Here is a 24,602-nt window from a genome sequence, read left to right on the forward strand (position 1 = left end):
TGAAGCAAAGGTAGTGCAAGAGCTATGGATCGTATAATTGAGAAATTAGAGAGTGGCTGGTGGATCGTCAGCCATGAACAAAAATTATGGTTGCCGTATGGGGAATTACCACACGGGCTGGCGGCAAATTTCGATCTTGTGGGGCAGCGCGCACTCCGGATAGGTGAATGGCAAGGCGAGCCCGTCTGGCTGGTGTTACAGCATCGACGCCATGATATGGGATCGGTTCGCCAGGTTATCGATCAGGATGCCGGGCTGTTTCAACTGGCGGGACGTGGCGTACAGTTGGCGGAGTTTTATCGTTCGCATAAATTTTGCGGCTATTGCGGGCACCCTATGCACCCGAGTAAAACCGAATGGGCGATGCTGTGCAGCCATTGCCGCGAGCGTTACTACCCGCAAATCGCCCCTTGCATTATCGTCGCGATCCGCCGTGAGGATTCGATCCTCCTTGCCCAGCACGTTCGCCACCGCAACGGCGTGCATACCGTGCTGGCCGGGTTTGTTGAAGTCGGCGAAACCTTAGAACAGGCGGTCGCGCGAGAGGTAATGGAGGAGAGCGGGATTAAGGTGAAAAATCTGCGCTATGTGACTTCCCAGCCGTGGCCTTTCCCGCAGTCGTTGATGACCGCTTTTATGGCGGAGTATGACAGCGGCGAGATTGTCATCGACCCGAAAGAACTGTTGGAAGCAAATTGGTACCGTTATGACGATCTGCCGCTACTACCGCCACCGGGCACCGTCGCGCGCCGTTTGATCGAAGATACGGTGGCAATGTGTCGGGCTGAATATGATTGACATGTTACACTGGGCGCATCAACGCTAAAGGAATGTAAAAATGACCGAACTCAAAAACGATCGTTATCTACGTGCGCTGCTGCGCCAGCCCGTTGATGTTACGCCAGTGTGGATGATGCGCCAGGCGGGCCGTTATCTACCGGAGTACAAAGCCACTCGCGCTCAGGCGGGCGATTTTATGTCGCTGTGCAAAAATGCTGAACTGGCCTGCGAGGTCACTTTACAGCCGCTGCGCCGTTATCCGCTTGATGCGGCGATCCTTTTCTCGGATATCCTGACGATTCCGGACGCGATGGGCCTGGGGCTCTATTTTGAAGCTGGGGAAGGCCCGCGCTTTACGGCTCCTGTCACCTGCAAAGCCGACGTTGAAAAACTGCCGATTCCGGATCCAGAAGGTGAACTGGGCTACGTGATGAATGCGGTACGGACCATCCGCCGCGAACTAAAAGGCGAGGTTCCGCTGATCGGCTTTTCCGGCAGCCCGTGGACGCTGGCGACTTACATGGTGGAAGGCGGCAGTAGCAAAGCCTTCACGGTGATTAAAAAGATGATGTACGCTGACCCGCAGGCGTTGCATCTGCTGCTGGATAAGTTGGCGAAAAGCGTCACGCTGTACCTCAACGCGCAGATTAAAGCGGGTGCGCAGTCGGTGATGATTTTCGATACCTGGGGCGGCGTGCTGACTGGCCGCGATTACCAGCAATTCTCCCTCTACTACATGCATAAAATCGTCGATGGCCTGCTGCGTGAAAACGACGGTCGCTGCGTGCCGGTAACGCTGTTCACTAAAGGTGGCGGTCAGTGGCTGGAGGCGATGGCGGAAACCGGCTGCGACGCGCTGGGTCTCGACTGGACGACAGATATCGCTGATGCGCGCCGTCGCGTTGGCCATAAAGTGGCGCTGCAGGGCAATATGGACCCCTCGATGCTGTATGCGCCACCGGCACGGATCGAAGACGAAGTAGCGACTATACTTGCTGGTTTCGGTCAGGGAGAAGGGCACGTCTTTAACCTTGGACATGGCATCCATCAGGATGTGCCGCCAGAACATGCTGGCGCATTTGTGGAGGCAGTGCACCGACTTTCTGCGCAGTATCACAACTAAGGAGTTAGTATGGATCTCGCGTCGCTACGCGCTCAACAGATAGAACTTGCTTCATCGGTTTGCCGCGAAGATCGCCTGGACAAAGATCCGCCAGCGTTTATCGGCGGGGCGGACGTCGGTTTTGAGCAGGGGGGCGAGGTGACGCGGGCGGCGATGGTATTGCTGAAATATCCGTCGCTTGAACTGGTCGAGTACAAGGTGGCGCGTATTGCCACCACCATGCCGTATATCCCCGGCTTTCTCTCTTTTCGTGAATATCCTGCTCTGCTGGCGGCGTGGGAACAGCTCTCGCAAAAGCCCGATTTGCTGTTTGTGGACGGTCACGGTATTTCGCATCCGCGTCGGCTTGGCGTCGCCAGTCATTTTGGACTGTTGGTGGACGTGCCGACCATCGGCGTAGCGAAAAAACGGCTATGCGGTAAATTTGAGCCACTTTCCGCCGAACCTGGCGCACTTAGCCCCTTAATGGATAAAGGCGAGCAACTGGCGTGGGTATGGCGCAGCAAGGCGCGCTGTAATCCGCTGTTTATCGCGACAGGGCACCGGGTCAGTACTGACAGCGCGCTGGCGTGGGTACAGCGCTGTATGAAAGGGTATCGCCTGCCGGAGCCGACGCGCTGGGCGGATGCCGTCGCTTCCGGACGTCCGGCGTTTGTTCGTTGGCAAGAAATTCAGCGCTGATTCAGGTAAACTGCCGCTAATTTCCGATTCGAGATTCCATCATGTTACAAAACCCGATTCATTTGCGTCTGGAGCGGCTGGAAAGCTGGCAGCACGTTACCTTTATGGCCTGCTTGTGCGAGCGCATGTACCCGAACTACGCCATGTTTTGCAAGCAGACGGAATTCGGCGACGGACAGATCTACCGTCGCATTCTGGATCTGATCTGGGAAACCCTGACGGTGAAAGATGCAAAGGTCAATTTCGATAGCCAACTGGAGAAGTTTGAAGAGGCAATTCCGGCAGCTGACGACTATGATCTGTACGGCGTTTACCCGGCGATTGATGCCTGCGTCGCATTAAGCGAATTAATGCATTCTCGTCTTAGCGGCGAAACGCTGGAACATGCTATTGAGGTTAGTAAGACTTCCATTACTACGGTAGCGATGTTGGAAATGACTCAGGCTGGTCGGGAAATGACCGATGAGGAGCTCAAAACGAACCCTGCCGTTGAACAGGAATGGGATATTCAGTGGGAAATATTCCGACTTTTAGCCGACTGCGAAGAACGCGATATTGAACTGATAAAAGGGCTCAGGGCAGACCTGCGCGAGGCTGGTGAGAGCAATATCGGTATAAATTTTCAGCAATGACACCAGAAAACGTGATTTAACGTCTGATTTGTCGTGCCATAAGGCTTCCCTTATGCCCCCCGTCTGGTCTACATTTGGGAGGCGAAAAAAAGTGGCTATCGGTGCGTGTATGCAGGAGAGTGCTTTTCTGGCATTTCCGTCGCACTCGATGCTTAGCAAGCGATAAACACATTGTAAGGATAACTTATGAACAAGACTCAACTGATTGATGTAATTGCAGACAAAGCAGAACTGTCCAAAACCCAGGCTAAAGCTGCTCTGGAATCCACTCTGGCTGCTATTACTGAGTCTCTGAAAGAAGGCGATGCTGTACAACTGGTTGGTTTCGGTACCTTCAAAGTGAACCACCGTGCTGAGCGCACTGGCCGTAACCCACAGACCGGTAAAGAAATCAAAATCGCCGCCGCTAACGTACCGGCGTTTGTTTCTGGTAAAGCTCTGAAAGACGCAGTTAAGTAAGACGCGTAGCTGTGAACAGTTTTATCGAAGGGGCTCGTCAGCCCCTTTTGTCCGTCTGGCGTCGCGCGTTTCTGTTTTCTGGCGCGCTGTTGCTGACTGCCTGCAGTCATAACGCTTCACCGCCTCCGTTTACTGCCAGCGGCTTTGCCGGCGATCACGGCGCGGTGCGTATCTGGCGTAAAGATACGAACGATGAAGTCCATCTGCTTTCTGTTTTTAGCCCGTGGCATAGCGGCAGCACGACGACCAGCGAATATCGTTGGCAGGGTGATACGCTTTCGCTTATTGAACTCAATATTTACAGCAAACCGCCAGAACATATTCGCGCGCGTTTCGACGCTCATGGCGAACTCAGTTTTATGCAGCGTGAAGTCGGGGGGCAGAAGCAGCAGCTTTCCAACGATCAGATTGCCTTGTATCGCTATCGCGCCGAACAAATCCGTCAGACCAGTGACGCCTTGCGCCTGGGGCGGGTCATACTACGCCAGGGACGCTGGCACGCCGACCATACGGTAACCACCTGTGAAGGTGAAACGCTGAAACCGGATCTGGATTCCTGGGCAATAAGCCACATTGAGCGCCGCCAGAACCACTCATCGGTAGAGGTGAGCGTAGCATGGCTGGAGGCGCCGGAAGGATCGCAACTTTTGCTGGTGGCGAATTCAGATTTCTGTCACTGGCAGCCGCAAGCGAAAACCTTTTGATGGAATACCGAATGGCGAAGCCGCCATTCGGCAAACATGCTTTACCAGTTTCCCATACCCATGTGACCGCCGCCGCGATGATAACCGCCGCCATAGCCGCCGCAACCGCCATAGCCCATTCCTGCGCCGCGTGGTATGCCAGCCTGCGCCATCGCGACATCCCGTTTCACGCGTTGCTCATCTAACTTCTGGCCTAATGACTCCATCTCTTTGGCAACCGCGTTAATTTTCGCAGTATCCGGCGAACTGGCGGTCAGTAGCGCGTTGTATTCATAACGTTTGGATATCAGTTGCTGGCGCAGCGCGCTGGTCTGCGTGTAGTAGTCATCATAAATCTTCTGCGCCGTCGCCTGCTGTTCCGTGGTTAACGGGCTACCTCCCTGTTGCCACATACCGTCATTGTTGCCCCAGTGATGCCCGGCGAAGGCGGCGCCGGAGCTCAGGGCCAAAAGAGAGAGGGCGATTAGCGCGATAGCTGATTTATTGTTCCGTTTCATTTTGCGTTCTCCTGTTGCTCATCTTATCCTCTCTCTTGCATCTTCCGTGCCAGGTAACTATTCCTTGTCGGGCAGCGAGTTAACCCGCTTCAGGCGGCAAAAAGCGAGTAAAAATGACTCGCATGACCCGCCTGGCGAGTCATTTTTACCCATCCGTATCCGAAAGGGTGTGCGACAACGCGCGGTTATGCGGAGCGAAGAATGGCATGATCTCTGCTTAAGTAAGGAAAATAAAAACGAGCCGGGGAAGCCTGTGAGTTTTATACGATTACATAAAGATGCCGCTGCAACGTGGTTGAGTCGGCTGTTACCTGCGGCGATCTTCATTCTGGTGGGGCTATTTTCCATTATGGTCATTCGCGACTATGGCCGTGAGAGCGCTGCCGCCAGGCAGACGCTGCTGGAAAAGGGAAATGTACTCATTCGCGCTCTGGAGTCCGGCACGCGAGTAGGTATGGGAATGCGGATGCATCACGCGCAGCAGCAGACATTGCTGGAAGAGATGGCGGGTCAGCCAGGCGTGTTGTGGTTCGCTGTAACGGATGCGCAGGGGGTAATCATCACTCATAGCAACCCTGGCATGGTGGGCAAATCGCTCTATTCCCCATCTGAAATGCATCAACTAAACCCCGGGCCGCAGGAGCGTTGGCGGCGTGTCGACGTTGCTGCTAACGGCGAGACGGTGCCTGCGCTGGAAATTTACCGTCAGTTCCAGCCGCTTTTCGGTATGAGAGGTCACGGTATGAGGGGGCACGGCATGGCGCGTAGCGCCAATGACGACGAACCAGCGAAACAAACTATTTTTATTGCCTTTGACGCCAGCGAGCTGGCCGCGACACAGGCAAGGGAGTGGCGTAATACGCTGATTGTTTTGTCTGCGTTAGCGGCGGTGTTGTTGGCAACGTTACTGGCATTTTTTTGGCATCAGCGTTATCAGCGCTCGCACAGAGAACTGCTTGATGCAATGAAGCGTAAAGAAAAGCTGGTGGCGATGGGGCATCTGGCGGCGGGCGTCGCGCACGAAATTCGTAACCCGCTCTCGTCCATCAAAGGGCTGGCGAAATACTTTGCCGAGCGCACGCCTGCCGGCGGCGAGTCGCATGAACTGGCGCAGGTGATGGCCAAAGAGGCCGACCGTTTGAACCGGGTGGTAAGCGAATTGCTCGAACTGGTAAAGCCCGCGCATCTGACGCTCCAGACGGTTAACCTCAATGATATTATTACTCACTCCCTGAATCTGGTCAGTCAGGATGCCCAAAGCAGAGAGATTCAGTTGAGATTCACGGCGAATGAGACGCTTAAGCGTATTCAGGCTGACCCGGACAGGCTGACTCAGGTGCTGTTGAATTTGTACCTGAACGCTATTCATGCGATTGGCCGCCAGGGAACGATTAGCGTAGAGGCAAAAGAAAGTGGGACCGACCGCGTTATCATCACTGTTACCGATAACGGGAAAGGGATCGCCCCGGATCAGCTGGAGGCGATTTTTACGCCTTATTTTACGACCAAAGCTGACGGGACAGGCCTGGGGCTGGCGGTGGTGCAAAATATCATCGAACAGCATGGCGGCGCGATTAAGGTGAAAAGTATTGAGGGTAAAGGCGCGGTCTTTACTATCTGGTTGCCAGTGATAGCGAGACAACAGGATTAACAAGGGTGATACGCGGAAAAATCGATATTCTGGTTGTGGATGATGATGTAAGCCACTGCACGATTTTACAGGCGCTGCTTCGGGGCTGGGGCTATAACGTCGCTCTGGCCTACAGTGGGCATGATGCGTTGGCTCAGGTGCGTGAGAAAGTCTTTGATCTGGTACTGTGCGATGTGCGTATGGCGGAGATGGACGGTATCGCTACGCTGAAGGAGATTAAAGCGCTCAACCCCGCCATTCCGATTTTGATTATGACGGCATTCTCCAGCGTGGAAACGGCGGTAGAGGCGTTGAAAGCCGGCGCGCTCGACTATTTAATTAAACCGCTGGATTTTGACCGTCTGCAGGAGACGCTGGAAAAGGCGTTGGCGCATACGCGGGAAACGGGCGCTGAATTGCCATCGGCGTCGGCTGCGCAGTTTGGCATGATTGGCAGCAGTCCGGCGATGCAACATTTACTGAATGAAATCGCGATGGTCGCACCATCAGACGCCACGGTATTGATTCACGGAGACTCCGGCACGGGTAAAGAGCTGGTGGCGCGGGCGCTACACGCTTGTAGCGCCAGGAGCGATAAACCGCTGGTCACGCTCAACTGCGCCGCGCTTAATGAATCGCTGCTGGAGTCTGAGCTGTTCGGACACGAAAAAGGGGCGTTTACCGGCGCGGATAAACGGCGGGAAGGGCGTTTTGTTGAAGCGGACGGCGGCACGTTATTTCTGGATGAGATTGGTGATATCACACCGCTGATGCAGGTACGGTTGCTGCGTGCAATACAGGAACGCGAAGTGCAGCGCGTGGGAAGTAACCAGACGATATCTGTGGATGTTCGGTTAATTGCCGCTACCCACCGCGACCTGGCGGAAGAGGTGAGTGCTGGTCGTTTTCGCCAGGATCTCTATTACCGCCTGAATGTGGTGGCGATTGAAATGCCTTCTTTGCGCCAGCGTCGGGAAGATATTCCGCTACTGGCAGACCATTTTCTGCGGCGTTTTGCCGAACGTAACCGAAAAGCGGTGAAGGGGTTTACGCCGCAGGCGATGGATCTGCTGATCCACTACGACTGGCCGGGCAATATCCGTGAGCTGGAAAACGCTATCGAGCGGGCGGTGGTGTTGCTGACGGGAGAATACATTTCTGAACGCGAATTGCCTCTCGCTATTGCCGCGACGCCGATAAAAACGGAATACAGTGGTGAGATCCAACCGCTGGTGGACGTCGAAAAAGAGGTGATTCTGGCTGCGCTGGAAAAAACGGGCGGCAACAAAACGGAAGCCGCCCGCCAATTGGGCATTACGCGCAAAACGCTGCTGGCTAAACTCAGCCGTTAGTTTTGCTCACGCTCAATGGCGCGCCAGCCGATGTCGTTACGGCTGAAGCTGCCGTCCCAGCGGATGTCGGTCATCAAGGCGTAAGCGCGTTTCTGCGCCTCAGCCACGGTGTGGCCCAGCGCGGTGGCGCACAGTACGCGACCGCCGCTGGTCAGCACACGGTCGTCATCGGCGAGTTTGGTGCCCGCGTGGAAAACCTTACCGTCAGCCACTTCTTCCAGCGGCAGGCCGTGGATCTCATCGCCAGTGTTGTAGTTGCCCGGATAACCGCCCGCGGCGATCACCACGCCTAATGAAGCGCGTTCGTCCCACTCGGAGGTTTTCTCATCCAGCTTGCCGTCGCAGGCGGCCAGGCAAAGATCCACCAGATCCGACTTCATGCGCAGCATGATCGGCTGGGTTTCCGGATCGCCGAAGCGGCAGTTGAACTCGATCACTTTTGGGTTGCCCTGCTTGTCGATCATCAGACCCGCGTACAGGAAGCCGGTATAGGTATTCCCTTCTGCCGCCATGCCTTTCACGGTTGGCCAGATGATCCGTTCCATGGTGCGCTGGTGGACTTCATCGGTCACCACTGGAGCCGGAGAGTAAGCCCCCATGCCGCCGGTGTTCGGGCCGGTATCGCCGTTGCCTACGCGTTTGTGATCCTGGCTGGTGGCCATCGGCAGCACGTGCTCGCCGTCGACCATCACGATAAAGCTCGCTTCTTCGCCGTCGAGGAACTCCTCAATCACGATACGGTGGCCCGCGTCGCCAAAGGCGTTGCCTGCCAGCATGTCATGAACGGCGGCTTCGGCTTCTTCCAGCGTCATCGCCACGATAACGCCTTTACCGGCAGCCAGACCGTCAGCTTTGATGACGATCGGCGCGCCTTTCTCACGCAGATAAGCCAGGGCTGGCTCAATCTCGGTGAAATTCTGGTATTCCGCCGTCGGAATCTGGTGACGAGCGAGGAAATCTTTGGTGAAGGCTTTGGAGCCTTCCAGTTGGGCGGCCCCTTCGGTTGGGCCAAAGATCTTCAGACCCGCCGCGCGGAACGCATTGACCACGCCAATCACCAGCGGCGCTTCCGGGCCGACGATGGTCAGATCTATTTTCTCGTTCTGGGCAAAGCTCAGCAGCGCCGGAATATCGGTGACGCCGATAGCCACGTTCTGCAACGCTGGCTCCAGCGCGGTACCGGCGTTACCCGGTGCGACAAAAACGGTATCAACCAGCGGCGACTGTGCGGCTTTCCAGGCCAGCGCGTGTTCGCGCCCGCCGTTACCAATGACTAAAACTTTCATCGTCTGCTCCCTGAATTAATGGCGGAAGTGGCGCATGTCGGTGAAGATCATCGCAATGCCGTGTTCGTCGGCGGCGGCAATGACTTCATCATCACGGATAGAGCCGCCAGGCTGGATAACGCAGCTCACGCCGACAGCGGCAGCGGCATCAATACCGTCACGGAACGGGAAGAAGGCGTCAGAGGCCATCGCGGAGCCTTTCACTTCCAGACCTTCGTCAGCCGCTTTAATGCCAGCGATTTTCGCGGAGTACACGCGGCTCATCTGGCCTGCGCCTATGCCGATAGTCATGTTCTCTTTGGCATACACAATGGCGTTGGATTTCACGAACTTGGCTACCTTCCAGCAGAACAGCGCGTCACGCAGCTCCTGCTCGGTCGGCTGGCGTTTGGAAACCACGCGCAGTTCAGCTTCGCTCACCATACCCAGGTCACGATCCTGAACCAGCAGGCCGCCGTTAACGCGTTTGAAGTCCAGACCAGGTACGCGCTGTGCCCACTGACCACAGGTCAGTACGCGCACATTCTGCTTGGCAGCCGTGATTTTCAGCGCATCTTCGGTCGCGGACGGGGCGATGATCACTTCCACGAACTGGCGGGAGATGATGGCCTGCGCGGTTTCGGCATCCAGTTCGCGGTTGAAGGCGATAATGCCGCCGAACGCGGAGGTTGGGTCGGTTTTATACGCACGGTCGTAAGCGTCGAGAATAGTGGTGCTCACCGCCACGCCGCACGGGTTAGCGTGCTTGACGATTACGCAGGCTGGCTCGTTGAACTCTTTCACACACTCCAGCGCCGCGTCGGTATCAGCGATGTTGTTGTAAGAAAGCGCTTTGCCCTGAACCTGCTGTGCGGTGGCAACGGACGCTTCTTTCACATTTTCTTCTATATAGAAGGCTGCCTGCTGGTGGCTGTTCTCGCCATAGCGCATATCCTGCTTCTTAATGAAGTTCAGATTCAGCGTACGCGGGAAGCGACCGGCGGCTTCTTTGCTTTCACCGTGGTAGGCCGGAACCATGCTGCCGAAGTAGTTAGCGATCATGCTGTCGTAGGCGGCGGTGTGTTCGAAGGCTTTAATCGCGAGATCGAAACGGGTGTCGAGGGTCAGAGAACCTTCGTTAGCATCCATCTCTTTAATAATGGCGTCGTAGTCGCTGCTCTTCACCACGATGGCGACGTCTTTATGGTTCTTAGCAGCAGAGCGCACCATGGTCGGGCCGCCGATATCAATGTTCTCTACCGCATCTTCCAGCGAGCAGCCTTCGCGTGCCACGGTTTCGGCGAACGGATACAGGTTAACGACAACCATATCGATAGGGGCGATGTGGTGCTGTTCCATAATGGCATCGTCCTGGCCGCGACGACCGAGGATGCCGCCGTGGACTTTTGGATGCAGGGTCTTTACGCGTCCATCCATCATTTCCGGGAAACCGGTGTAATCGGAAACTTCGGTCACCGCCAGGCCTTTTTCTGCTAACAGGCGGGCGGTGCCCCCCGTAGACAGCAGCTCCACACCGCGTGCGGAAAGTGCCTGGGCGAATTCGATGATACCGGCCTTGTCAGAAACACTGAGCAGAGCGCGGCGGACTGGACGACGTTGTTGCATGGTAAATCCCCTGGATTTGACGATTACAGAGAGCGTTAGCTGAATTTTTCGTGAAAAACTCAGCTAACGCCCCTTATGGGGTATTCTCATTTTGCGGCGACATTGTAACGAAAACGTTTGCGCAACGCTCGCGAATTTTTCTTTTTAAATTCTGGCCCCGCTTTTATCCCTGAAAGATCATTTGCAGAGTGAGAAGATCCAGGAGATGAACGCGCATTTTGTGGATAAGTCTGTGCGTAAATGGGTATAACCAGGGGTTTTGCTGGGGAATGCAGCAAACAGTCATTTTTCTGCAATTTTTCTATTGCGGTCAGCAGAGAACTCCCTATAATGCGCCTCCATCGACACGGCGGATGTGAATCACTTCACACAAACAGCCGGTCGGTTGAAGAGAAAAATCCTGAAATTCAGGGTTGACTCTGAAAGAGGAAAGCGTAATATACGCCACCTCGCGACGGTGAGCTGAAAGCCGCGTCGCACCTGCTCTTTAACAATTTATCAGACAATCTGTGTGGGCACTCGAAGATACGGATTCTTAACGTCCTCGGACGAAAAATGAATACCAAGTCTCAAGAGTGAACACGTAATTCATTACGAAGTTTAATTCTTTGAGCATCAAACTTTTAAATTGAAGAGTTTGATCATGGCTCAGATTGAACGCTGGCGGCAGGCCTAACACATGCAAGTCGAACGGTAACAGGAAGCAGCTTGCTGCTTTGCTGACGAGTGGCGGACGGGTGAGTAATGTCTGGGAAACTGCCTGATGGAGGGGGATAACTACTGGAAACGGTGGCTAATACCGCATAACGTCGCAAGACCAAAGAGGGGGACCTTCGGGCCTCTTGCCATCAGATGTGCCCAGATGGGATTAGCTTGTTGGTGAGGTAACGGCTCACCAAGGCGACGATCCCTAGCTGGTCTGAGAGGATGACCAGCCACACTGGAACTGAGACACGGTCCAGACTCCTACGGGAGGCAGCAGTGGGGAATATTGCACAATGGGCGCAAGCCTGATGCAGCCATGCCGCGTGTATGAAGAAGGCCTTCGGGTTGTAAAGTACTTTCAGCGGGGAGGAAGGTGTTGTGGTTAATAACCGCAGCAATTGACGTTACCCGCAGAAGAAGCACCGGCTAACTCCGTGCCAGCAGCCGCGGTAATACGGAGGGTGCAAGCGTTAATCGGAATTACTGGGCGTAAAGCGCACGCAGGCGGTCTGTCAAGTCGGATGTGAAATCCCCGGGCTCAACCTGGGAACTGCATTCGAAACTGGCAGGCTTGAGTCTTGTAGAGGGGGGTAGAATTCCAGGTGTAGCGGTGAAATGCGTAGAGATCTGGAGGAATACCGGTGGCGAAGGCGGCCCCCTGGACAAAGACTGACGCTCAGGTGCGAAAGCGTGGGGAGCAAACAGGATTAGATACCCTGGTAGTCCACGCCGTAAACGATGTCTACTTGGAGGTTGTGCCCTTGAGGCGTGGCTTCCGGAGCTAACGCGTTAAGTAGACCGCCTGGGGAGTACGGCCGCAAGGTTAAAACTCAAATGAATTGACGGGGGCCCGCACAAGCGGTGGAGCATGTGGTTTAATTCGATGCAACGCGAAGAACCTTACCTGGTCTTGACATCCACAGAAGAATCCAGAGATGGATTTGTGCCTTCGGGAACTGTGAGACAGGTGCTGCATGGCTGTCGTCAGCTCGTGTTGTGAAATGTTGGGTTAAGTCCCGCAACGAGCGCAACCCTTATCCTTTGTTGCCAGCGGTTAGGTCGGGAACTCAAAGGAGACTGCCAGTGATAAACTGGAGGAAGGTGGGGATGACGTCAAGTCATCATGGCCCTTACGACCAGGGCTACACACGTGCTACAATGGCGCATACAAAGAGAAGCGACCTCGCGAGAGCAAGCGGACCTCATAAAGTGCGTCGTAGTCCGGATTGGAGTCTGCAACTCGACTCCATGAAGTCGGAATCGCTAGTAATCGTGGATCAGAATGCCACGGTGAATACGTTCCCGGGCCTTGTACACACCGCCCGTCACACCATGGGAGTGGGTTGCAAAAGAAGTAGGTAGCTTAACCTTCGGGAGGGCGCTTACCACTTTGTGATTCATGACTGGGGTGAAGTCGTAACAAGGTAACCGTAGGGGAACCTGCGGTTGGATCACCTCCTTACCTTAAAGAAGCGTACTTTGCAGTGCTCACACAGATTGTCTGATGAAAAGTAAATAGCAAGGCGTCTTGCGAAGCAGACTGATACGTCCCCTTCGTCTAGAGGCCCAGGACACCGCCCTTTCACGGCGGTAACAGGGGTTCGAATCCCCTAGGGGACGCCACTTGCGCGGTAATGTGTGAAAGGCGTTGCCATCAGTATCTCAAAACTGACTTACGAGTCACGTTTGAGATATTTGCTCTTTAAAAATCTGGATCAAGCTGAAAATTGAAACACAGAACAACGAAAGTTGTTCGTGAGTCTCTCAAATTTTCGCAACACGATGATGAATCGTAAGAAACATCTTCGGGTTGTGAGGTTAAGCGACTAAGCGTACACGGTGGATGCCCTGGCAGTCAGAGGCGATGAAGGGCGTGCTAATCTGCGATAAGCGCCGGTAAGGTGATATGAACCGTTATAACCGGCGATACCCGAATGGGGAAACCCAGTGTGATTCGTCACACTATCATTAACTGAATCCATAGGTTAATGAGGCGAACCGGGGGAACTGAAACATCTAAGTACCCCGAGGAAAAGAAATCAACCGAGATTCCCCCAGTAGCGGCGAGCGAACGGGGAGGAGCCCAGAGCCTGAATCAGCATGTGTGTTAGTGGAAGCGTCTGGAAAGGCGCGCGATACAGGGTGACAGCCCCGTACACAAAAGCGCATGTGCTGTGAGCTCGATGAGTAGGGCGGGACACGTGGTATCCTGTCTGAATATGGGGGGACCATCCTCCAAGGCTAAATACTCCTGACTGACCGATAGTGAACCAGTACCGTGAGGGAAAGGCGAAAAGAACCCCGGCGAGGGGAGTGAAAAAGAACCTGAAACCGTGTACGTACAAGCAGTGGGAGCACAGGTTTACCTGTGTGACTGCGTACCTTTTGTATAATGGGTCAGCGACTTATATTCTGTAGCAAGGTTAACCGAATAGGGGAGCCGGAGGGAAACCGAGTCTTAATTGGGCGTTAAGTTGCAGGGTATAGACCCGAAACCCGGTGATCTAGCCATGGGCAGGTTGAAGGTTGGGTAACACTAACTGGAGGACCGAACCGACTAATGTTGAAAAATTAGCGGATGACCTGTGGCTGGGGGTGAAAGGCCAATCAAACCGGGAGATAGCTGGTTCTCCCCGAAAGCTATTTAGGTAGCGCCTCGTGAATTCATCTCCGGGGGTAGAGCACTGTTTCGGCTAGGGGGCCATCCCGGCTTACCAACCCGATGCAAACTGCGAATACCGGAGAATGTTATCACGGGAGACACACGGCGGGTGCTAACGTCCGTCGTGAAGAGGGAAACAACCCAGACCGCCAGCTAAGGTCCCAAAGTCATGGTTAAGTGGGAAACGATGTGGGAAGGCCCAGACAGCCAGGATGTTGGCTTAGAAGCAGCCATCATTTAAAGAAAGCGTAATAGCTCACTGGTCGAGTCGGCCTGCGCGGAAGATGTAACGGGGCTAAACCATGCACCGAAGCTGCGGCAGCGACGCTTATGCGTTGTTGGGTAGGGGAGCGTTCTGTAAGCCTGTGAAGGTGGCCTGTGAGGGTTGCTGGAGGTATCAGAAGTGCGAATGCTGACATAAGTAACGATAAAGCGGGTGAAAAGCCCGCTCGCCGGAAGACCAAGGGTTCCTGTCCAACGTTAATCGGGGCAGGGTGAGTCGACCCCTAAGGCGAGGCCGAAAGGCGTAGTCGATGGGAAACGGGTTAATATTCCCGTACTTGGTGTTACTGCGAAGGGGGGACGGAGAAGGCTATGTTGGCCGGGCGACGGTTGTCCCGGTTTAAGCGTGTAGGTGTGTGTTCCAGGTAAATCCGGTTCACTTTAACACTGAGGCGTGATGACGAGGCACTACGGTGCTGAAGTAACAAATGCCCTGCTTCCAGGAAAAGCCTCTAAGCATCAGGTAACATCAAATCGTACCCCAAACCGACACAGGTGGTCAGGTAGAGAATACCAAGGCGCTTGAGAGAACTCGGGTGAAGGAACTAGGCAAAATGGTGCCGTAACTTCGGGAGAAGGCACGCTGACACGTAGGTGAAGTGATTTACTCACGGAGCTGAAGTCAGTCGAAGATACCAGCTGGCTGCAACTGTTTATTAAAAACACAGCACTGTGCAAACACGAAAGTGGACGTATACGGTGTGACGCCTGCCCGGTGCCGGAAGGTTAATTGATGGGGTCAGCGCAAGCGAAGCTCCTGATCGAAGCCCCGGTAAACGGCGGCCGTAACTATAACGGTCCTAAGGTAGCGAAATTCCTTGTCGGGTAAGTTCCGACCTGCACGAATGGCGTAATGATGGCCAGGCTGTCTCCACCCGAGACTCAGTGAAATTGAACTCGCTGTGAAGATGCAGTGTACCCGCGGCAAGACGGAAAGACCCCGTGAACCTTTACTATAGCTTGACACTGAACATTGAGCCTTGATGTGTAGGATAGGTGGGAGGCTTTGAAGCGTGGACGCCAGTCTGCGTGGAGCCGACCTTGAAATACCACCCTTTAATGTTTGATGTTCTAACGTGGACCCGTGATCCGGGTTGCGGACAGTGTCTGGTGGGTAGTTTGACTGGGGCGGTCTCCTCCTAAAGAGTAACGGAGGAGCACGAAGGTTGGCTAATCCTGGTCGGACATCAGGAGGTTAGTGCAATGGCATAAGCCAGCTTGACTGCGAGCGTGACGGCGCGAGCAGGTGCGAAAGCAGGTCATAGTGATCCGGTGGTTCTGAATGGAAGGGCCATCGCTCAACGGATAAAAGGTACTCCGGGGATAACAGGCTGATACCGCCCAAGAGTTCATATCGACGGCGGTGTTTGGCACCTCGATGTCGGCTCATCACATCCTGGGGCTGAAGTAGGTCCCAAGGGTATGGCTGTTCGCCATTTAAAGTGGTACGCGAGCTGGGTTTAGAACGTCGTGAGACAGTTCGGTCCCTATCTGCCGTGGGCGCTGGAGAACTGAGGGGGGCTGCTCCTAGTACGAGAGGACCGGAGTGGACGCATCACTGGTGTTCGGGTTGTCATGCCAATGGCACTGCCCGGTAGCTAAATGCGGAAGAGATAAGTGCTGAAAGCATCTAAGCACGAAACTTGCCCCGAGATGAGTTCTCCCTGAGACTTTAGGTCTCCTGAAGGAACGTTGAAGACGACGACGTTGATAGGCCGGGTGTGTAAGCGCAGCGATGCGTTGAGCTAACCGGTACTAATGAACCGTGAGGCTTAACCTTACAACGCCGAAGATGTTTTGGCGGATGAGAGAAGATTTTCAGCACTGATTCAGATTACATCAGAACGTAAAAACGGTCTGATAACAGAATTTGCCTGGCGGCACTAGCGCGGTGGTCCCACCTGACCCCATGCCGAACTCAGAAGTGAAACGCCGTAGCGCCGATGGTAGTGTGGGGTCTCCCCATGCGAGAGTAGGGAACTGCCAGGCATCAAACAAGTGAAGAAGCCCGTCCGTCAGGACGGGCTTCTTTGCGTGTGTGGTAACATTTAAAAATGTAGGCCTGATAAGCGCAGCGCCATCAGGCAACCTGCACCGCCGGATGGCCGCTTCGCCTTATCCGGCCTACATGCACTTATCAGACAGCGCCGCTACTCACGGATAAATTAAATTCAACAATGGATACGGTTTCCCAAGATCGTCGACCTCCGAACGTCCCGTCACCTTAAATCCCATTTTCTTATAAAATCCAACAGCTTGTGTATTTTGCTCGTTAACATTGGTTGTCAACCCCGGCGCCAGTGTTAACGCATGTTCAACTAATCTCTTACCGATACCCTGACCACGCACGTCCGGATCGACAAACAGCGCATCCATATGTTCGCCGGTAAGCAGCATAAATCCTACCGGCTCATCCTGATCGGTCACGGCAACCCATAGTGGCGCTTCTGGCAGAAAATCGCTCACCAGTTCTTCCAGTTCGGCCCGATAAGCGTTTGACAGAAAATCGTGCGTGGTATCGACTGAGCGACGCCAGATCGCAATCAGTTTTTCCCCTTCCTCATGCCTTGAACGACGAATGTTAATCATCATCTTCACTCCTTTTTTGCTTACTTCTATTCTAATGCAAATGCTGTCGTGAAACTTTCTCACCTTGAACTTGCAGACTCGACATTCGCCTGATTTCTGAGTATCTTTAGCTATCTGGATGTCTAAACGTTTAAACGTATGTCGTGAGGTTATCAGGTTATGCCGATTCGCGTGCTGGACGAGCTACCCGCCGTCAATTTTTTACGTGAGGAGAATGTCTTCGTCATGACGACTTCTCGCGCATCAGGTCAGGAAATTCGCCCGCTAAAGGTACTTATCCTTAACCTGATGCCGAAGAAGATTGAAACGGAAAATCAGTTTCTGCGCTTGCTATCGAACTCGCCATTGCAGGTCGATATTCAACTGCTGCGGATAGATGCCCGCGAGTCGAGGAACACGCCAGCCGAGCACCTGAACAACTTTTACTGTAACTTCGACGATATCTGCGATCAGAACTTTGATGGGCTTATCGTGACCGGAGCGCCGCTGGGTCTGGTGGAATTTAATGACGTGGCTTACTGGCCGCAGATTAGGCAGGTGCTTGAATGGGCGAAAGATCACGTTACTTCGACGCTATTTGTCTGTTGGGCCGTTCAGGCCGCACTCAATATTCTGTATGGTATCCCTAAGCAGACCCGTACAGATAAACTTTCCGGCGTCTATGAACATCACATCCTTCATCCACATGCTCTGTTAACGCGTGGTTTTGATGATTCGTTTCTTGCGCCACACTCACGCTATGCCGATTTCCCGGCGGCGCTGATACGGGATTATACGGATCTTGAAATTCTGGCCGAAACAGAAGAAGGGGATGCGTACCTGTTTGCCAGCAAAGATAAACGTATTGCGTTTGTCACCGGTCATCCTGAATATGACGCTCATACGTTAGCGGGTGAATATTTTCGTGACGTTGAGGCCGGGTTAAATCCGGAGGTTCCGTACAACTATTTCCCAAAAAACGATCCGCAAAACATACCGCGCGCAACCTGGCGCAGCCACGGTAATTTACTGTTTACTAACTGGCTCAACTATTATGTCTACCAGATTACGCCATATGATCTGCGTCACATGAATCCAACCCTGGATTAATCTTCTGCTTCTGACGATCCTAAAGCGTTTCAGCATGTTGAATCAGGCACCTTCGGGTGCCTTTTTTATTTCCGAAACGCTCCTCATCATGTAATTAAATTTAATTTATATTGTTATCAATAGGTTAATGCATAATTAAATTAAAAATGGAAATTGTTTTTGATTTTGAAATTTAATTGAGTAGTCTTAGTTGTGTTGAACGAAAAGCGCACAGTGATCCTTCGTTCGCATTGGGGATGTATCTGGATCAACAACGAGGAGCTGCATGATGAATCCACAGGCAACCACAACTGATGAATTAACCTTTACCAGGCCGCAAGGCGAGCTGGAAAAGCAAGTCCTGACCGCTGAAGCAGTCGAGTTTTTGACGGAGTTAGTCACCCGTTTTACGCCAAAACGCAATAAACTCCTGGCTGCACGTATCCAGCAACAGCAGGATATTGATAACGGTAAGTTGCCTGATTTTATTTCGGAAACCACTTCCATTAGAGAAAGTAATTGGCAGATTCGTGGTATTCCGGCGGATTTACAGGATCGCCGAGTAGAAATTACCGGGCCGGTTGAACGTAAAATGGTGATTAATGCCCTGAACGCAAATGTGAAAGTGTTTATGGCGGATTTTGAAGACTCGCTGGCGCCGGACTGGAATAAAGTTATTGATGGTCAAATCAACCTGCGTGATGCGGTGAACGGCACCATTAGCTATACCAACGAAGCCGGAAAAATCTATCAGCTCAAGCCCGATCCGGCCGTATTGATTTGTCGTGTACGTGGTCTACATCTGCCAGAAAAACATGTTACCTGGCGGGGGGAAGCCATTCCCGGCAGCCTGTTTGATTTTGCTCTGTACTTTTTCCACAACTATAAAGCGCTGCTCGCTAAAGGTAGCGGCCCGTATTTTTACCTGCCGAAAACGCAAGCCTGGCAGGAGGCAGCCTGGTGGAGCGAAGTCTTCAGCTACGCCGAAGACCGCTTTAACCTGCCGCGCGGTACGATCAAAGCGACCCTGTTGATTGAAACGCTTCCTGCTGTTTTCCAGATGGATGAGATTCTTCATGCGTTGCGTGATCATATTGTCGGTCTCAACTGTGGTCGCTGGGATTATATTTTCAGCTATATCAAAACGTTGAAAAATCACCCGGATCGCGTCCTGCCGGACAGGCAGGTGGTAACGATGGACAAACCGTTTCTGAGCGCCTACTCGCGCCTGCTGATCAAAACCTGTCACAAGCGCGGCGCGTTCGCGATGGGCGGTATGGCGGCGTTTATCCCGAGCAAAGACGTTGAACGCAACAATCAGGTCCTTGCCAAAGTGAAAGCGGATAAAGCGCTGGAAGCGAACAACGGCCACGACGGCACGTGGATTGCGCATCCTGGGTTGGCGGATACCGCAATGGCCGTCTTTAACGAGGTACTGGGCGAGCACAAAAATCAGCTGTTCATTACCCGTGATGAAGATGCGCCGATTACCGCTGAACAGTTACTGGAGCCATGTGAAGGCGAACGCACAGAAGCGGGAATGCGCGCCAATATTCGCGTGGCAGTGCAGTACATTGAAGCGTGGATCTCCGGCAATGGCTGTGTACCGATTTACGGTCTGATGGAGGATGCCGCGACGGCGGAAATCTCACGAACCTCTATCTGGCAGTGGATTCACCATGAGAAAACACTGAGCAATGGAAAACCCGTAACGAAAGCGCTTTTCCGCGAAATGTTGGCGGAAGAGATGCGGGTAATCCAGGACGAACTGGGCGAGCACCGCTACAGCAGCGGGCGCTTCGACGATGCCGCACGTCTGATGGAGCAAATCACCACCTCAGATGACTTAATCGACTTCCTCACCCTGCCGGGCTATCGCTTACTGGCTTAATTCACCACATAACAATATGGAGCATCTGCACATGAAAACCCGTACTCAACAAATCGAAGAATTACAGAAAGAGTGGACACAACCGCGCTGGGAAGGCATCACCCGCCCGTACAGCGCGGAGGAGGTGGTGAAATTACGCGGCTCGGTTAACCCGGAATGCACGCTGGCGCAGCTCGGCGCAGCGAAAATTTGGCGGCTGTTGCACGGTGAAGCGAAAAAAGGCTATATCAACAGCCTTGGCGCGCTGACTGGCGGTCAGGCGTTGCAGCAGGCGAAAGCCGGTATTGAGGCGATTTATCTTTCAGGCTGGCAGGTAGCGGCAGATGCCAACCTGGCATCCAGCATGTATCCGGATCAATCGTTGTACCCGGCAAACTCTGTTCCGGCGGTAGTGGATCGGATCAACAACACTTTTCGTCGTGCAGATCAGATCCAGTGGGCATCCGGTATTGAACCCAATGATCCGCGCTATGTGGATTACTTCCTGCCGATCGTTGCTGATGCGGAAGCCGGTTTTGGCGGCGTTCTGAATGCCTTCGAACTGATGAAATCGATGATTGAAGCCGGTGCAGCGGCCGTTCACTTCGAAGATCAGCTGGCGTCGGTGAAGAAATGCGGCCATATGGGCGGCAAGGTGCTGGTCCCCACGCAGGAAGCGATTCAGAAACTGGTTGCTGCGCGTCTGGCCGCTGATGTGATGGGTGTCCCGACGCTGGTGATTGCGCGTACCGATGCGGATGCGGCAGATCTGATTACTTCCGACTGCGATCCCTATGACAGCGGTTTTATTACCGGCGAACGCACCAGCGAAGGTTTCTACCGCACCCATGCGGGCATTGAGCAGGCGATCAGCCGCGGTCTGGCGTATGCCCCGTATGCCGATCTGGTATGGTGCGAAACTTCTACGCCGGATCTCGAATTGGCGCGTCGTTTTGCCGATGCTATCCACGCGAAGTATCCGGGCAAACTGCTGGCCTATAACTGTTCGCCATCCTTCAACTGGCAGAAGAATCTGGACGACAAGACCATTGCCAGCTTCCAGCAGCAGTTGTCGGACATGGGTTACAAATACCAGTTTATTACCCTGGCGGGCATCCACAGCATGTGGTTCAACATGTTCGACCTGGCGCATGCATACGCGCAGGGTGAGGGTATGAAACACTATGTTGAGAAGGTTCAACAACCCGAGTTCGCCGCGGCGAAAGACGGCTACACCTTTGTTTCCCACCAGCAGGAAGTGGGCACTGGTTACTTCGACAAAGTCACCACCATTATTCAGGGCGGCGCGTCATCCGTTACCGCGTTAACGGGTTCCACCGAAGAAGCGCAGTTTTGATTGATGCCCGGTGGCGCTGCGCTTACCGGGCCTACAGATAGCGTAGGCCGGATAAGCGAACGCGCCATCCGGCATGACGTGGTGCCGGATGAGGGAAAAAAATGCCGCGTGGCCTGGAATTACTGATTGCTCAAACCATCCTGCAAGGCTTTGACGCGCAGTATGGTCGATTTCTGGAAGTGACTTCCGGCGCGCAGCAGCGTTTTGAACAGGCCGACTGGCACGCCGTCCAGCAGGCGATGAAAAGCCGTATCCACCTCTATGATCATCATGTGGGTCTGGTGGTGGAGCAACTGCGCTGTATTACCGATGGCAAAAGTACCGACGCGGATTTCCTTTTACGCGTTAAAGAGCATTACACCCGGCTGTTGCCGGATTACCCGCGCTTCGAGATTGCGGAGAGCTTTTTCAACTCCGTTTATTGCCGGTTATTTGACCACCGCTCGTTAACACCCGAGCGGTTGTTTATTTTCAGTTCGCAACCGGAGCGTCGCTTCCGTACTATCCCGCGCCCGCTGGCCAAAGACTTCTTTCCCGATCACGGTTGGGAGACGCTGTTGATGCGCATACTCAGTGATTTACCGCTGCGTCTGCCCTGGCAGAATAAAAGCCGGGATATCCGCTATATTATCGCGCACCTGACTGAAACACTGGGCGAGGACGCGCTACCTTGTTGCCATGTCCAGGTGGCGAATGAGTTGTTTTACCGTAATAAAGCGGCCTGGCTGGTAGGTAAATTAACCACACCTGACGGTACGCTGCCGTTTTTATTGCCGATTCATCGCACTGATGAGGGGGAACTGTTTGTCGATACCTGCCTGACCACCACGGCAGAAGCGAGCATTGTGTTTGGTTTTGCCCGCTCTTATTTTATGGTGTATGCGCCGCTGCCTGCCGCGCTGGTTGAGTGGTTGCGTGAAATCCTGCCGGGTAAAACCACTGCCGAACTGTATATGGCGATTGGTTGCCAGAAACATGCGAAAACCGAAAGCTACCGCGAATATTTGTGTTATCTGGCTGAAAGCGATGAGAAATTCATTGAGGCGCCTGGCATCCGCGGCATGGTGATGCTGGTGTTTACCCTGCCAGGTTTCGACCGGGTATTTAAAATCATTAAAGACAAATTCGCCCCGCAGAAAGAGATGTCCGCCGCCCATGTGCGTGCCTGTTATCAACTGGTAAAAGAGCATGATCGCGTTGGTCGTATGGCGGATACCCAGGAGTTTGAGAATTTCGTACTGGATAAACGGCAAATTGATCCGGCGCTGATGGCGCTGTTACGGCAAGAAGCGCCAGAGAAGATTACCGATCTTGGGGAACATATCGTCATTCGCCATCTCTATATTGAACGTCGCATGGTGCCGCTCAATATCTGGCTGGAACAGGTAGAAGGTCAGCAGTTGCGCGATGCGATAGAAGAATATGGTAATGCGATTCGCCAGCTTGCCGCCGCTAATATTTTCCCCGGCGATATGTTGTTTAAAAACTTTGGCGTTACCCGTCATGGTCGCGTGGTGTTCTACGACTACGATGAAATTTGCTACATGACGGAAGTGAATTTCCGCGATATTCCGCCAGCGCGTTATCCGGAAGACGAACTGGCCAGCGAACCCTGGTATAGCGTCTCGCCGGGTGATGTTTTCCCGGAGGAGTTTCGCCACTGGCTGTGTGCCGATCCGCGTATCGGACCATTGTTTGAAGAGATGCATGCCGACCTGTTTCGCGCCGATTACTGGCGCGCGCTACAGACGCGTATTAAAGAAGGGCATGTAGAAGATGTGTATGCCTATCGACGTAGACAGCGCTTTAGCGTGCGTTACGGCGCGATCTCGAGTACGGCGAACTCTTCGTAAACCAGTTCCATCTCCGGCGACCAATTACCCTCGCGCTCAAAAAAGGCCCGGTGTGCCGCTTGCCAGTACGCCAGGCTAAGATCGCCTTCGCCTTCCAGTGCGGCGAGATCGGCGCTCATCTCGTTAAAACGGATCAGCCTGAGCGCCAGCGTGCGTATGACGCACACGGCGTCGCCTGTGCCGTTGAGCACAATGTGATATGACCCGGGCGTGACAGGGGGCTGCTCTTTCTGATAGCTAACCAGCGAGCTACAGGTGCCACGCTTTTTACCGGCGACCACTAGCGCCGCCAGCTCGTCGGCCAGCGCCGGCGAATCACCGAAAGACCAACAGAAGGCCTGTGGGTACTTCTCCTGCCAGTATAATTTCAGGCTGCTCATTTCAGCGAGTTCCACCATAGGCCAGCGTCACCTCTTTCGCCGCTTTAATCACCATGGCGCCAAGTTCGGTGACGCGATCGTCGGTAATGCGTGAGCAGGGGCCGGAAATAGAGAGGGCCGCAAACGGTTCGCGGTGTTCGTCATAAATACACGAGGCCACGCAGCGCAGACCGAGCGCATGTTCTTCGTCGTCAAAGGAATAGCCGCGCTTGCGTGTTTGGGCGAGGTCATCTTTCAGATGCAGCGGCGACACCAGCGTCGCATGGGTATAAGCGTGCAACCCCTTGCGGTGCAGCAGACTGGTAACCTGTTCCTCACTGAGCTGTGATAAAAACGCCTTGCCCGCGCCAGAGGCGTGCATGGGCAGCTTGCCGCCGATCGGCGCGGACATACGCATCAGCTGCGTACACTGCACCTGATCGATAATAATGGCCTGATGGTCGCTCTGGTCGAGTACGGCAAGGTTTACCGTTTCGCCGGAGTCCTCCATCAGCTTGCGCAAAATCGGATGGACAATCGCCAGCAGATTACGGCTCTGTAAGAAGCTGCTGCCGACGATAAACGCGTGTGCGCCTACGGCCCAGTGGCCCAGCTCACCAACCTGGCGGACAAAACCCTGCTGCTGCATGGTGGTGAGTAGACGGTGAGTCGTGGAATTAGGCAAACCCGCCTGTTGCGCCAGTTCGGTCAGCGCGACGCTGCCGTTGGACTCGGCAATCCACTCCAGCAGCTTCAGACCGCGAGTTAATGACTGAACCTGCCCGGTTACGGGTGCAGTGGTAGCGGCAGGTTTTCTCCCGCGTTTCGCGGGAACAGGGGCAACCATGGCAGACTCCTTTTTCTGTATCGTGGAAATCATTTTCGTTTTATTCAATTATAATGCAAGAGTTCCTGAACTGATCGGATGAGTGACATCACAGGATGCCCGATAGCGCTGCGCTTATCAGGCCTACGCTTTGGGAGCCGCCAAAGTAATTTGTAGACTGATAAGGCGCTTGCGCCGCCATCCGGCAAAGCGACAGAAGTGGGTGGCAAGCTGAACATGTCTCATGTTGCCCGTTGTTCTCTTTTCCGCCAGCACGCTTTG

18 protein-coding genes, 1 tRNA gene and 3 rRNA genes are annotated in these 24,602 nt (G+C 53.9%); 16 read left to right on the forward strand and 6 right to left on the reverse strand.

What is annotated here, in order from left to right; translation table 11 throughout:
• Positions 1–24 precede the first annotated feature (24 nt).
• From nudC to N7E69_RS09920, 6 genes are all read left to right on the forward strand, one after another.
• Entirely contained in the window at positions 25–798 is a 774-nt protein-coding gene (gene nudC / locus N7E69_RS09895) for an NAD(+) diphosphatase (protein WP_000373958.1), read from the forward strand.
• Between the two features lie 40 nt (positions 799–838).
• Positions 839–1,903, forward strand: coding sequence for a uroporphyrinogen decarboxylase (hemE, locus tag N7E69_RS09900; RefSeq protein WP_000137622.1), 1,065 nt, complete (start codon positions 839–841; stop codon positions 1,901–1,903).
• 9 nt (positions 1,904–1,912) lie between these two features.
• On the forward strand, positions 1,913–2,584 hold the full coding sequence (nfi, locus tag N7E69_RS09905) for a deoxyribonuclease V (protein WP_000362359.1): 672 nt from the start codon (positions 1,913–1,915) through the stop codon (positions 2,582–2,584).
• A 41-nt stretch (positions 2,585–2,625) separates the two neighbouring features.
• Positions 2,626–3,216: a YjaG family protein gene (locus N7E69_RS09910; RefSeq protein ID WP_000940092.1), complete on the forward strand. Its 591-nt coding sequence runs from the start codon at positions 2,626–2,628 to the stop codon at positions 3,214–3,216.
• Between the two features lie 186 nt (positions 3,217–3,402).
• Positions 3,403–3,675: a nucleoid-associated protein HU-alpha gene (gene hupA / locus N7E69_RS09915; RefSeq protein ID WP_001044509.1), complete on the forward strand. Its 273-nt coding sequence runs from the start codon at positions 3,403–3,405 to the stop codon at positions 3,673–3,675.
• 11 nt (positions 3,676–3,686) lie between these two features.
• Positions 3,687–4,379: a DUF1481 domain-containing protein gene (locus tag N7E69_RS09920; protein ID WP_001083931.1), complete on the forward strand. Its 693-nt coding sequence runs from the start codon at positions 3,687–3,689 to the stop codon at positions 4,377–4,379.
• Positions 4,380–4,420: 41 nt separating this feature from the next.
• Here the strand turns inward: N7E69_RS09920 and zraP are convergent, their stop codons facing one another.
• Positions 4,421–4,876 carry a zinc resistance sensor/chaperone ZraP gene (gene zraP, locus N7E69_RS09925; protein ID WP_000828129.1) on the reverse strand — a complete coding sequence of 152 codons (456 nt, stop codon included), beginning with the start codon at positions 4,874–4,876 and terminating at the stop codon, positions 4,421–4,423.
• Between the two features lie 253 nt (positions 4,877–5,129).
• On the opposite strand from zraP, the gene zraS reads away from it, so the two are divergent.
• Together zraS and zraR are read left to right on the forward strand one after the other, a co-directional pair.
• Complete coding sequence (zraS, locus tag N7E69_RS09930) at positions 5,130–6,527, forward strand: two-component system sensor histidine kinase ZraS (protein WP_001525338.1); 1,398 nt, start codon at positions 5,130–5,132, stop codon at positions 6,525–6,527.
• 5 nt (positions 6,528–6,532) lie between these two features.
• Entirely contained in the window at positions 6,533–7,858 is a 1,326-nt protein-coding gene (zraR, locus tag N7E69_RS09935; RefSeq protein ID WP_000617936.1) for a sigma-54-dependent response regulator transcription factor ZraR, read from the forward strand.
• Here zraR and purD read toward each other — a convergent pair.
• Both purD and purH read right to left on the reverse strand, forming a co-directional pair.
• Positions 7,855–9,144: a phosphoribosylamine--glycine ligase gene (gene purD / locus N7E69_RS09940; protein WP_000866784.1), complete on the reverse strand. Its 1,290-nt coding sequence runs from the start codon at positions 9,142–9,144 to the stop codon at positions 7,855–7,857. The two genes, zraR and purD, sit on opposite strands and share 4 nt — an antisense overlap.
• Before the next feature lie 15 nt (positions 9,145–9,159).
• Positions 9,160–10,749 carry a bifunctional phosphoribosylaminoimidazolecarboxamide formyltransferase/IMP cyclohydrolase gene (gene purH / locus N7E69_RS09945; RefSeq protein ID WP_001187491.1) on the reverse strand — a complete coding sequence of 530 codons (1,590 nt, stop codon included), beginning with the start codon at positions 10,747–10,749 and terminating at the stop codon, positions 9,160–9,162.
• Positions 10,750–11,374: 625 nt separating this feature from the next.
• Here purH and N7E69_RS09950 point away from each other — a divergent pair.
• The 4 genes from N7E69_RS09950 (at position 11,375) to rrf (ending at position 16,387) form a co-directional block, all read left to right on the forward strand.
• Positions 11,375–12,916, forward strand: a 16S ribosomal RNA gene (locus tag N7E69_RS09950).
• 85 nt (positions 12,917–13,001) lie between these two features.
• Positions 13,002–13,077 (forward strand) — tRNA-Glu (locus tag N7E69_RS09955).
• Between the two features lie 193 nt (positions 13,078–13,270).
• Positions 13,271–16,178, forward strand: a 23S ribosomal RNA gene (locus N7E69_RS09960).
• A 93-nt stretch (positions 16,179–16,271) separates the two neighbouring features.
• Positions 16,272–16,387 (forward strand): 5S ribosomal RNA (gene rrf / locus N7E69_RS09965).
• The 16S, 23S and 5S rRNA genes sit together here with 1 tRNA gene alongside, the layout of an rRNA operon.
• 165 nt (positions 16,388–16,552) lie before the next feature.
• On the opposite strand, the gene N7E69_RS09970 is transcribed toward rrf, so the two are convergent.
• Positions 16,553–16,990, reverse strand: a complete 438-nt coding sequence (locus N7E69_RS09970) for an acetyltransferase (RefSeq protein ID WP_000973249.1) — start codon at positions 16,988–16,990, stop codon at positions 16,553–16,555.
• Between the two features lie 156 nt (positions 16,991–17,146).
• On the opposite strand from N7E69_RS09970, the gene metA reads away from it, so the two are divergent.
• The 4 genes from metA to aceK all read left to right on the forward strand — a co-directional run bounded on the left by metA (position 17,147) and on the right by aceK (position 23,135).
• The gene (metA, locus tag N7E69_RS09975) at positions 17,147–18,076 is read left to right on the forward strand and encodes a homoserine O-succinyltransferase (RefSeq protein ID WP_001122767.1); all 930 of its coding nucleotides are present in this window, start codon (positions 17,147–17,149) and stop codon (positions 18,074–18,076) included.
• A gap of 268 nt (positions 18,077–18,344) precedes the next feature.
• Complete coding sequence (aceB, locus tag N7E69_RS09980) at positions 18,345–19,946, forward strand: malate synthase A (RefSeq protein ID WP_001069371.1); 1,602 nt, start codon at positions 18,345–18,347, stop codon at positions 19,944–19,946.
• Positions 19,947–19,977: 31 nt separating this feature from the next.
• Complete coding sequence (gene aceA, locus N7E69_RS09985; protein ID WP_000857873.1) at positions 19,978–21,282, forward strand: isocitrate lyase; 1,305 nt, start codon at positions 19,978–19,980, stop codon at positions 21,280–21,282.
• Between the two features lie 101 nt (positions 21,283–21,383).
• Complete coding sequence (gene aceK / locus N7E69_RS09990) at positions 21,384–23,135, forward strand: bifunctional isocitrate dehydrogenase kinase/phosphatase (protein WP_001137273.1); 1,752 nt, start codon at positions 21,384–21,386, stop codon at positions 23,133–23,135.
• Here the strand turns inward: aceK and N7E69_RS09995 are convergent.
• Together N7E69_RS09995 and iclR are read right to left on the reverse strand one after the other, a co-directional pair.
• Complete coding sequence (locus tag N7E69_RS09995) at positions 23,099–23,506, reverse strand: ASCH domain-containing protein (RefSeq protein ID WP_010989091.1); 408 nt, start codon at positions 23,504–23,506, stop codon at positions 23,099–23,101. The genes aceK and N7E69_RS09995 overlap by 37 nt on opposite strands.
• 10 nt (positions 23,507–23,516) lie before the next feature.
• Positions 23,517–24,341: a glyoxylate bypass operon transcriptional repressor IclR gene (iclR, locus tag N7E69_RS10000; protein WP_000226434.1), complete on the reverse strand. Its 825-nt coding sequence runs from the start codon at positions 24,339–24,341 to the stop codon at positions 23,517–23,519.
• Between the last annotated feature and the right edge of the window lie 261 nt (positions 24,342–24,602).

It is taken from the genome of Salmonella sp. 3C (genome assembly GCF_025426275.1).
GTDB lineage: Bacteria > Pseudomonadota > Gammaproteobacteria > Enterobacterales > Enterobacteriaceae > Salmonella > Salmonella enterica.